Origin of the sequence: uncultured Nostoc sp., from assembly GCF_964245575.1 — a bacterium.
In the GTDB taxonomy this organism is placed as follows: Bacteria; Cyanobacteriota; Cyanobacteriia; order Cyanobacteriales; family Nostocaceae; genus Nostoc.
Window position 1 is genome coordinate 1 of the sequence record NZ_CAXTNP010000262.1, and the last position, 10,917, is coordinate 10,917.

Sequence of the window (10,917 nt, forward strand, 5' to 3'; positions counted from 1 at the left end):
GAGATGATCATATTCGGTAATTAATTTATTTAATTTGAGTATTTTCACTATACGTTTCAAACTAAATTGCATATAAGTTTAATTAAAGCAATTTTTTACTTTTCATTTTACTTAGCAAAATTTAATTTATGTTTAAAATTCTGGTTATTGATGATGACCCTATAGTGCGAACAGTACTGAAAAAAACACTCCATAATCAAGGTTATGATATCAGTATCGCCAAAAATGGCGAAGAAGGAATTACACTAGCACAATTACTACGTCCTGCTCTGATTATCTGTGACTGGATGATGTCCCAGCTAGATGGGTTAGAAGTGTGTCGTCGAATTAGGGCAGATCCAGAATTGGCAACTACTTTTTTTATTCTATTGACTGCTAGAGGAGCAGCTCGAGGAGAGGAGGAAGATAGAGTTAAGGGACTTGATGCTGGAGCAGACGAGTTTGTTTCTAAACCAATAGAGATGAATGAATTGAAAGCACGGGTAAGAGCAGGGCTAAGATTACACCAGCTAAATCAGGATTTACAAAGTCAAAAAGAAGCTTTGGAGGAACTAAATCAAGATTTACAAACCCAAAAACAAATTTTGGAAGCAGAATTAGCTGAGGCTGCTGATTATGTGCGATCGCTTTTACCCTCACCACTTGTAGGAGCAGTAACTACAGAAAATCTGTTTATTCCTTCAGCACAGCTAGGGGGTGATTGCTTTGACCATCATTGGATCGACGAGGATAATTTGGCAATTTATTTGTTAGATGTATCAGGTCATGGAGTAGGTTCAGCCCTCCTATCTGTATCTGTGTTGAATGTTTTGCGATCGCAATCTTTACCAAACACTAACTTTTGTCAACCAAGTGAAGTCTTAAAAGCGCTCAATCACGCCTTCCAAATGACGAAGCACGGTGATAAATACTTCACAATCTGGTATGGAGTTTATCACCGCCTTAAACGTCAACTCATTTATGCCAACGCTGGACATCCACCAGCTTTATTGTTATCTAATACCTCAACAACAAGCATCCAAGTTAAACAGCTAAGTTCTTTAGATTTACCAATTGGCTTTTTACCTGATGTCCAATTTGAGGATACTGCTTTTGAGATTGAAGAAAATAGCACTTTGTACATTTTTAGTGATGGTGCTTATGAAATTAATCAGTCAGACGGTAAAATTTGGGGTATTGATGCTTTCATTGACTTACTAACGGAATATAGCCTGAAAGATACCTGTAACCTAAATCAATTGTTAGCGAACATTCTCACCTTAAATGCTCAAGATAATCTTGATGATGACTTATCTTTGGTTAAAATTAACTTTGGTTAGGATAATCAAATCTGCATCTTCAAATTTTGTCTTGTCTAGTTGATTACTGTATTGCCAATACTTGACGATTGAATTCATCTTGGTCAGCAAAGGTTTGAAAAATTCTATCCATTTTAGTCAGTTCAAATAACATCCTGACTTGATCGCTGATAGAACAGATAAAAAGTTTACTATTAGCATTTCGCACCATTTGCATTGCTGATACTAAAGCACCTAAACCAGAACTATCGATAAACTTTACTTCTTTCATATCAATTAACAAAATATCGGCTCCATTGGTCAGAAGTCCGCTAATTTCACGACGTAGTTCATTACCTCTAATCCCATCTAAAATCCCAGATAATTCTAGTACGGTTACACTCAAATTCATGGTTTTTTCCTATTCTTTAGCTTGACAACATATATTTATATTTTGGCATCGACCTAAGCAAACCGCAATATAAAAAGCAGGGTTTTTGGATGTTATATGCAATTAGCTGTGTTTTATTGCTTGGCAATTATTATTTACTATTGCAGAAAAAAAGCTACCATCTACACATTGTCGGGAAATTTCAAAAGCTTCAAAATAACCATCTTTTTGACCTAACTCGCGTGCCCAAAAACGAGATAAAACTAGTATGGCATCAAGTTGCATAAATGCTTTGTTTAGCTCTGATTCATAACAACCGATAGCTGCAACTTTTTCCTCAATTACAGAGGTAATATCGACAAAAAAGTTAGGTTCAAAACCACGCAAAAAAACAGGCGGTGCTGAATACCATAGAGATATATTTTTGCGCGTAGCAACATTAGAAACTGCGATCGCACACACTTCATGATCTCTATGTCCATATTTTTCAGGTTGTGGTGCATGAGTAATAATCAGATCCGGTTGCCAACGCCCAATAGCTTCTTCAGTAACTTTAATCACTGCTTGTGTTGAGAAATTGCACTCCTCAAGTGCATGAAACTCGTAAATTGCACCGATGATTTTTCCAGCTGCATCTGCTTCTTGATGACGTGTACCCTTAACAGACGAACTGGAAAGACTACCATCAGTCAAAATTAAACAACGAACATTCCATCCTGCCTTGGACATCAGAGTTAGAGTGCCAGCAGCAGGTAGAACTTCATCATCAGCATGAGCATAAATTGTTAAGACAGTTCGTTGACCAAATTTGTTTAAGTCTGAATAAGTGTTCATAGCTGTTTTCTTTCAAATTAAAAAAGGAGTTAAGAGGTCTTCTCCTTGTGCCTACGTCCTTCTTAGACCTTTTTCGGAGGTTGCCAAACAGATGCGCGGATAATAGCCCACAAAAGTAACAAGTTATAGATAGCCCATGCTCCATTAAGTAGGTGAACCAAAGGATTATTTAAATGACCAATTGCAAAGCGGTAAAGACTCCACAATATTCCTAAAATAGTGAGGACGAAGACCAGTAACTGTGGCCAAACGAGCCGAAGATAAATCCCGGATTGGCGTTGCTTAGGTGTTACTTGGAAATTGATTTTTTGTCCTGTGAACACACTCCATACGGCTTGGATTAATAAGGGGAATAAAGCGATCGCATATTGTTCCGAACGCCAAACTTCCCTAGCTGGAATGCCCCAAGTAGCTGCTAGGAAAGTAAGACGGTTGATAATAAAAGCTGGAAAAAAGTGTATGGCAAAGTCAGATCCGTAGCTTTTAACTGGAACAATGTCCGTAAAAAAATAGATAATTGGACAAGAAATAAAAACCAGAGTTGCAAAACCAGAGAAATAACTATACATCGTCTTAAAATATTGCAACCTTTGCCAAAAGGTTAGCCCTGATTTTGTCAGTGGATTTTCTCTGATTAGCACTTGAATAGTTCCTTGTGCCCAGCGTAGCCGTTGTTTAAGAGTAGAACTCAAGTCATCTGGCGCTAAACCTTCTGCCAAAAGTTCGTTATGATAAATAGATTTCCAGCCAGCGCTATGCAGACGCATGGCTGTATTCATATCTTCGGTAATGCTATTACTCGATACCCCACCAACTAAATCAAATTCATCTAAACGTTTTTCATCTTTGGCAAATTCATCAGCAAAATTTTGCAGTCCTACACTAACTAATGCCTCACGCCTCAATATCGCATTTGTGCCTGTATAAAACGCAGCATTCATGCCATCTTTACCTTGTTGAAGTGGCCCATAAAATAAATTTGCTCGATGTCCAAAAGGATCGCCTGGAGGAATATTGTAAAAATCCTGGCGAGTCTGTACAAAAGCAATTTGATTCTGGTTGTATTTTCCTGTTGAAAGATTATAGGTATAGAAATAAGGCAGAACTCGCTTGAGAAAATTTGGCTTGGGAATGTGATCGGCGTCTAAAGTAACAATAAAATCTCCTGCTGTTTCTCCAGAAAAAATTGCATAATTGATGTTGCCTGCTTTAGCATGATGCGCCACACCAGGCGTCTTGGGACGAGCAATGTAGCGAAACCGGGAGAGTTCCACAAGTTCCAGTTCTTTTTTGCGAATAGCTTCTTCTAAGGTTTTTCGTTCGGTAGTTAAGCGTTCGCGTAGCGTCTTTGCAGGAGAATCGCTTATACTTTGATGCTGTGGAGGTAACCAAAGAATAAACTGTCGTAGACTTTGCACAAATTCGCTAGCAAACTGGTTAACCACCGATTCTGATGATTGCAGCCATTGTTCAGCAGCTTGAGTATTAGGTGTGAGATTTTCCAGTTGCTTCAAGCGTTCCAACAAACTAGAGTGTTCTGCATCAATTTGATTTGCTTCTCGCTGTAGTTGTGCTGACTGCAAATCCTCAATACACAATCTTTCTGTCATAGCTCGCATATCAGCCGAGTTACCATCATCAAGGACATAAACCCGTAACTTTGTTGGCGGATAATCTATTGCTAGAGCAGCTTTGGCAGTTTCTTCTACAATTTCCGGCGGCTCGTTGTAGCAGGTGACAAACATATCCACTGTTGGCCAGTCGGATCTGGGTATAGATGGGATCATCTGGTCGAGAGACTTAATCTGTCGCACCAAAGGACGCCATAACCCAATTACAAACATTACGCCACCAAAATAGCTATAAATTTCTGCTATCAGCAAAGGAATAGAGATCCAGAGCGCATCAAAATTGATGGAATGGGTAATGCGCCATTGCAAATACCAGATGCCAAAAATTAAATTTATTTCTGCCAGGTAGCGAAACAACAGCGTTCTTTTTTTGAGTGATGAGCGACTGTTGCCAGTAAAACTTGAGGAATTCTCACTAATAGAAACTGAAGTCATGTTAGTACCAGTAATTAAAAGAATTAAAAATTGAGGATTAAAAATTAAAAATTTAATTACTTTAAATTTTAATTTTTCATTTCCGAAGGGTCAAGCACAAGTGGATGTCTGCCTCTGGCTTGGTAAAGCAAACTTTCTAAAACGATCGCATTCGTGTTAATGTCAACTGAAGCGTTAACACCTAGTTTGGAGTTTTCATATCGTCCTGAAAAATAGCCACGATTTTTATCGGATAAATTTTGAGCAAAGTCTCGCAGCCTTTTTGTGTAAGGCTCATCTGGCATGAGTGCAAACCAAGAAAATGCCGCTTTCGTACTGAAAAACCGCAATTGGGGATAGGTTTTTCCCGTGGTGTTTACGGCTTGCCAAGGTTGACCATCGGCGTAGACACTGTAATACAGAAAGTAAGGAGGACGATCTAAGGAATCTTCATTTACAGCAGTTAAAATCCCAGTACGTTTAAACCGTTGTTGTTGCACTTTGAAAAGGTTTTGCACTTGAGCTTTAACAGCATCATTCCAACCCATTTCTAAACCCCAGAGTAAATAAGGGTCATTGGTTAGGTAGTTAGTAGCTCCAGAGTTTTTGAAATTACGCTCGTCGATTTGCAGTTTAATTCCATCTATCTCAACCGTTTTTACTGGTGGATTGGAAAGAGCATTTGAAGCTTGAAGATTCCACAGCTTTAAACTGTGGGCAGCGTATTGCTCGTAGCCTAATCGCCCTTCCTGCACTTCGAGAAGTTTGTCTGCTCTAGGAATGGCACCATTTAACCAATCATCTTTGACAAGTTTCGATATATGCCAACGAGCGACAATGCGATTAATGCGTGAAGCGAAGCTGTCGCCTTTGGGCGAATCCCTATACTCTGGATAATGCGATCGCATAACATGCAGTGCTAATAAAAATCGCGCCATATCCAAAGCTGACCAACCACTTGTACCCTTAGGATCGGGGGTGTCATTGAGTTTGCGCATTTCGGCAGTACGCGTGCTATAAGCTTTGTTAGGCAAACCAGTTGCAGGTAGCGGCAGTTTTTCTAACGTCTGTAGCAATGTGTTCATCCGCTTTTGGAAAATATCTTGCGGCAATAACCCTAACTGGTAAGCCGCATGAATTCCTAATAAGGCGCTACCCTGATCCCACCAAGTTGTCCACGGCAAGTTGTCTACCGAATTTACTAAACCTGTTTGGGGATTCCAGTTACGCTCAAAATATTTCCAAGCTCGCCCGGCGGCAATTTGATCCGCTTCTTGGGTCAATCGTGGGAAAGAAGTTGTTGGCGAAGGAATAGCAGGTTTTTCTGGTGTTGGTTTTGGTTTTAGTGGTAGTGGCGTGACTATAGGAGCAATCGGTTCTGGAACGGTTTGTGGCGTTGGTGTTTGGACATCAGGGTAAAAGTTATCAGGGGCAGCAACCATTGTAGATGGAGTAGGAGAGCATTGCCACATCACCGGACTCGGACAAAGCAGGGGTTGTTGATTTGCCGTTGCGTACAAAACTGATTGTAAAATCATGCTTTTGATGCCGCTTGTTGCCATTTATATCTTCTTTGCCAATTCAGCAGGCGATAAATAGCCGAAAGCCGAATTATTTACCGCGTCTTTATAACCAGCAGATTTGCCGCTATTACTGTTAATTGCCCAATCACATTCCTTATTAATATTGAAATAAAGAATGGCTCTTACACCCATCCCAGCTAGCTGAGTGTAAGAGTCTTGTAACCATTGGTCTTTGGCAGTGTTTTGTAAACCATTTTGCGTATTACTCGTACTAGCTGTTTGAGCGATGAAAATCGGTTTACTGCCAGCCATAACTTTCATCCGCTTGATATATGGTTCAAAAACTTCTTTTGGGCTATTCCAGTGTTTCCAAGAAGAATTACTACAATATCCCCAGTTGTAGGAACTAAAGGCAACGATATCTACCGACTTGTTCCCAGGATAGTAGTTTTCAAAGCGATGTTCAGTCTTTTCACTCCAACCATTAGGCGCAAATACCCAACGGATTGCCTGTGAAGATACACCAGCTTCTTTAAATATCTTTTGGATACGTTGATAAGCTAACTTGAAGTTCTGTGGGTCTTGGCTGTATGCTTCTCCGGGAATGTTCATCTCTTGCAACGGAGCGATAAACGCAAAACGACCCTCGCCTTGTTTTGCCCAGTCAGAGTATGCTTTTGCCACTTTTTGCAGAGAATTATCTACGTCTCCCCTAGCAATCTGTGCTGCTGAACGAGTCGATTTGAGATTAAGAAAGGCTGTGTATCCGTTGTGCTTGAGTTGTTCTAGGGAAACTGGGATGTTGTAGGCAGGATTCGAGTCTTCGATATCAAAGAAAAATCCAGCAATAGAATGGCGCTTACCAACCCATTGATCGATTTGGCGCAATTGGCTGTCAATTGTACTTTGATTTCCGATGTAATCTGGGGTGTACAGCCCCAGTAGTACAGGATAATTGGAAGTTGTTCGGTTTAATTTACGGTTTTCGAGTTGCTTTGAGGCATCAGCGATCGCCATTAAATTTTTACTTGCAAAGATGCTTCCTAGTAAAATTAGCATCATCAGCGCCAGTCCTGCCTTGTTCATAGATTTGAAGGAATAATCAGAGATTTTGAAGTTCAAGCTAGTACCGCAAGGCGGAAGTCACGCATTCAAAAGGCAAATGAATTGTATTCCAAGCTTTTGCGCCATTTGAAATGGTATGTTTATTTCCGCCATACTGTACTAATAACTGCATCATGTACAAGTATTCCCAAATACAACTGATTAATAACAAAAACAGCTTTGTAATTACAGTGAGTTGCGTTTCAACTTATTCTGTGACTTTTGTGCCAGTTACTAACCCAGTATTTTTGCTCCCTGAAACCCAGTAACTTCCAGAACTATCAGAAATTAACCTGGTATGTTGTGTGGCAGCAGTAGGTAAACCTCGTCCAGAGTCTCCTTTGGTAACAGCTTGCCACCAAGGAGATTTCATGCTATGAGTCGGACGAATTAGGGGTTGTCGATTCATCACCTTGTACAGCAAGGATTGCAAAATCATACTGTTAGTGCTGCTGGTGAAACCAACTGCTGTTTTACCTGTAGCTTCATAGAAACCCTCATAAAATCCGGCTAATGGATTGTATAAGTCAGTCGTTCCTTGGAGTAACTCTTGACTGTACTTGTTTTCTGGAAGCAGGGCATGATAGGCAAAAGCGACTGCTGTACTTACCAATCGCCCCTTTGGTACAGTTTGCCCGTCATCTGCTAAAACCACCCAAGACTCACCATGTCCAGTAATTGTACTGTGGACAGTGTAAGGTTTACGATCAATTAGGGTGGTGGCTGAGGCTGTGAGAGTTCCAGTGCGACGGTAACGTTCAGCTTGCGCCTGAAAAATTGGTTCAAAGAGCGATCGCATTTGTGGATCTAGTCCAAACTCCAGTGCATAGAGTAAGAATGGATTGCTAACTGTGTATTGATTAACTTTGGAGTTAGTATCTCTTCGACGGCGTTGGATTGGGACTTTCATTCCCTCTACTGAGGCAGTTTGATATTCACCTCCAACAGCAGAACCATCAACATTAAATCCCCATAATTGGAAAGCACGAGCGGCATATTCTTCATAACCCAAGCGGGTTTCAGGGTTGACGCGGGTAAGCGATCGCCCATCTTGTTCTTTGGCGGTTGTAGCACTAGAGAGAATACCTTCACGCACCACACGCAAATATGACCAATCCAACACAATTTTATCTACCGCAGCCGTGTATTCTGGATGACAAGTTTTTAAGTTGTAAAGCGCTGCCAGCATTCTACCTAAATCTAAAGCTGACCAGCCGTTGCCTTCTGGAATCGGATTTCCACCATAATCTACTGATTGCAGCGATCGCGTATCATAACCCCGACCCGGCAATTCTTCAGCAAATAACGGTAACTTTGTCAAGGCTGCTAAAAGATGTCGGGTGCGCTGGTCAAATTCTTTAGGGGTAATTATATCGAGCGATCGCGCTGCATGGAGTGCTGCCAGATAATCTCCCAATCCCCAGAGGGTTGCACCTTTGAAATCACTGCGATCGTCAATCAGCCCATTCTTGGAGTGATAATTCGCTTGAAAGTACCGCCAAGCCGCCTCAGCATAACGTCGTTCAATTACTGACAGTGGTCGATCTAGTTTGAGGTTAGATGATGATTGGGGACTATCCACTGGTGGAATGGGTGCAACAGCCACTTCTGTAGGTTTAGAACTATCCGCACGGCTTGCGGTAGGAGTCGTAACAGTAGAATTCGGTTGATTTGCGGTAGGAGTTGTAATAGGAGAATTCGGTTGATTTGAAGGTGTTGCAGGAGAAGCATTTTCACTGGGATTGCCAGTAGACACAGTTACAGAACCAGAAGCAATTAAAGGGTGATTTCCCTTAGCTTTGTAGTATAAAATCTCCAAAATCAGCCCATTAGTATTACCTGTCAAAGCTTTATTGGGTTGTTTTGATTCTTCATAGATACCAGCATAGTAACCACTATCATCAGGGCTGCGGAGATCCTTGACAGCATCAAAAACTTTTTGAGCATAAGCATTATCTGGAAAAAGATAGCGCCAACCAAAAGCAGCTTTGGTGCTGATGCTGCGAAATTGTGGATAAGGTTGATTAGCATCCGTGATTGTTGCCCAGTTTGCACCGTTTGCATAAACGGTGTTGTAGAGAAAATAAGGCGCTTGATCAATATTATCTTCTGTGACAGCAGTCAACTGCCCTGTGGTATCATAACGCCGTTTTTGCACATCTAAAACCCTGGCTGCAAAATCAGCTAACTCACCTTGCAAGCCAAACTCAATCCCATCAAGGATATAAGACTCACTAACAACGTAATTATTAGCGTTGGTGCTTTTAAAGTCACGGGTATCAACGGGAATTTGCACACCATTAATTTCGACTAACTTAAATGGTTCTAAAGAAATAGCTTTGGGTGCAGAGAAACCCCAAAGTTGATAACCCCTAGCGCCGTATTCTTCGTAGCCGAGTCGTCCTTCTTGCACCAGTAATGTTTTGTTGTCTGGAAGAACAGCAGCGCCAAAAAGTTGTCCATCTTTGAGCGATCGCGCCACTTGCCACTTTGCTACAATTCCTTTGAGCCAATCATTATATTGCGGATGACAGGTACGGATGACATCAAACGCCGCAAGTATTCGCCCGACATCCAAAGCAGACCAGCCAATACCCCGCTCAAGGGGATTGTTGCCATAATCAACCATTTGTGCATTGGCTGCGTTATAGACTTTATTGGGCAAAGCATCCTCAAATAACTTTAGGCTACTGAGAGTCGTTAAAAATTTGTTGAGACGAGCATCAAAATCTGCTTGGTCAGTAATATTCAACCAGCGTGCAGCATTCAATGCCATCAGGTAATTACCCATATCCCAGAGTGTACCAGAAGGATAACCCCCGGTAGAATTGGTAAATCCTGTTACTGGCTGATAATTTTTGACAAAATACTGCCAAGCAGCACGAGCATAAGTTTGTTCTTCCGATGTGAGTGGGGCTGTAATATTGCTACAGCTACTGGAATTTTGGGATAGGACTGGTGTTGGGATGTAAAACAACAATTGCAGAAATGTCCCCACTAGGAACAATGCAATCCATCTCAAGAGCTTTTGTTGATGGTGTTTGTATATCATATACAAAAAAGGAATTAGGAGTTAGGAGCGCATAGTGCATCTGTACAGTTATATTCCTAAATCGAGCTTTATGAGGTCTAGAACTTACGCACACTCTACGAATTCTCGGCGTTCTTGGCGTCTTGGCGGTTTGATAAATTAAGGTTTTTGGCGATTTTTGCGTAAGTCCTGAGGTCTATTCTTTTCGTAATGGCTTTATCGATTCAGTCGAGTAGCATTGCTTTCCCAAAGAGTTCTTCTGTTGGCATATATCCCACATTCCGCACCCACAACTGTCACACCGCAATGAAACGCCTCTATATAGTACATAAAAACTAGTTTATCTGAGGGTTTACTAGACTTAAATAAGAATAACTCCTATTAAATCTATAGAGCCTCCAAAATAATGATAATTATTATGATTAAAGGAGAGGCTGCGCTCGCAGCATCCCCCTTCCCCCTTTTTATCATTCGATTAAGTAGAAAATTTCTTAGATAAATAGGAGCGAAAAATGTGAAAATTTAAATTTATATCATTGTTGTGAACACTTTGTTGTCATGGTTAAGGTAAAAGATATTGAGATTAAAAATATAGACCATTTAGGCATAGTCACAGGACGGGACTTCCAGAAAATAAACTATTCCCTCAACAATAATGATAATCATTTTAAAGGGGGATGAAGGGGCTGCCGTCGGCAGCCCCTTCATCCCC

At 40.9% G+C, this 10,917-nt stretch carries 7 protein-coding genes; 1 reads left to right on the forward strand and 6 read right to left on the reverse strand.

Going from position 1 to position 10,917, the window contains the following annotated elements; all coding sequences use genetic code 11:
• The first annotated feature begins 128 nt into the window (after positions 1-128).
• On the forward strand, positions 129-1,319 hold the full coding sequence (locus ACFFAP_RS30285) for a SpoIIE family protein phosphatase (protein ID WP_375514684.1): 1,191 nt from the start codon (positions 129-131) through the stop codon (positions 1,317-1,319).
• A gap of 43 nt (positions 1,320-1,362) precedes the next feature.
• Here the strand turns inward: ACFFAP_RS30285 and ACFFAP_RS30290 are convergent, their stop codons facing one another.
• The 6 genes from ACFFAP_RS30290 to ACFFAP_RS30315 all read right to left on the reverse strand — a co-directional run bounded on the left by ACFFAP_RS30290 (position 1,363) and on the right by ACFFAP_RS30315 (position 10,226).
• On the reverse strand, positions 1,363-1,689 hold the full coding sequence (locus ACFFAP_RS30290) for an STAS domain-containing protein (RefSeq protein ID WP_375514685.1): 327 nt from the start codon (positions 1,687-1,689) through the stop codon (positions 1,363-1,365).
• Between the two features lie 102 nt (positions 1,690-1,791).
• Positions 1,792-2,502: a PIG-L deacetylase family protein gene (locus ACFFAP_RS30295; RefSeq protein ID WP_375514686.1), complete on the reverse strand. Its 711-nt coding sequence runs from the start codon at positions 2,500-2,502 to the stop codon at positions 1,792-1,794.
• Between the two features lie 62 nt (positions 2,503-2,564).
• Complete coding sequence (locus ACFFAP_RS30300; protein WP_375514687.1) at positions 2,565-4,568, reverse strand: glycosyltransferase; 2,004 nt, start codon at positions 4,566-4,568, stop codon at positions 2,565-2,567.
• Between the two features lie 68 nt (positions 4,569-4,636).
• Positions 4,637-6,109: a DUF3131 domain-containing protein gene (locus tag ACFFAP_RS30305; protein ID WP_375514688.1), complete on the reverse strand. Its 1,473-nt coding sequence runs from the start codon at positions 6,107-6,109 to the stop codon at positions 4,637-4,639.
• Positions 6,110-7,156, reverse strand: a complete 1,047-nt coding sequence (locus ACFFAP_RS30310) for a hypothetical protein (RefSeq protein ID WP_375514689.1) — start codon at positions 7,154-7,156, stop codon at positions 6,110-6,112.
• A gap of 226 nt (positions 7,157-7,382) precedes the next feature.
• Positions 7,383-10,226: a DUF3131 domain-containing protein gene (locus tag ACFFAP_RS30315; RefSeq protein WP_375514690.1), complete on the reverse strand. Its 2,844-nt coding sequence runs from the start codon at positions 10,224-10,226 to the stop codon at positions 7,383-7,385.
• Positions 10,227-10,917: the final 691 nt, after the last annotated feature.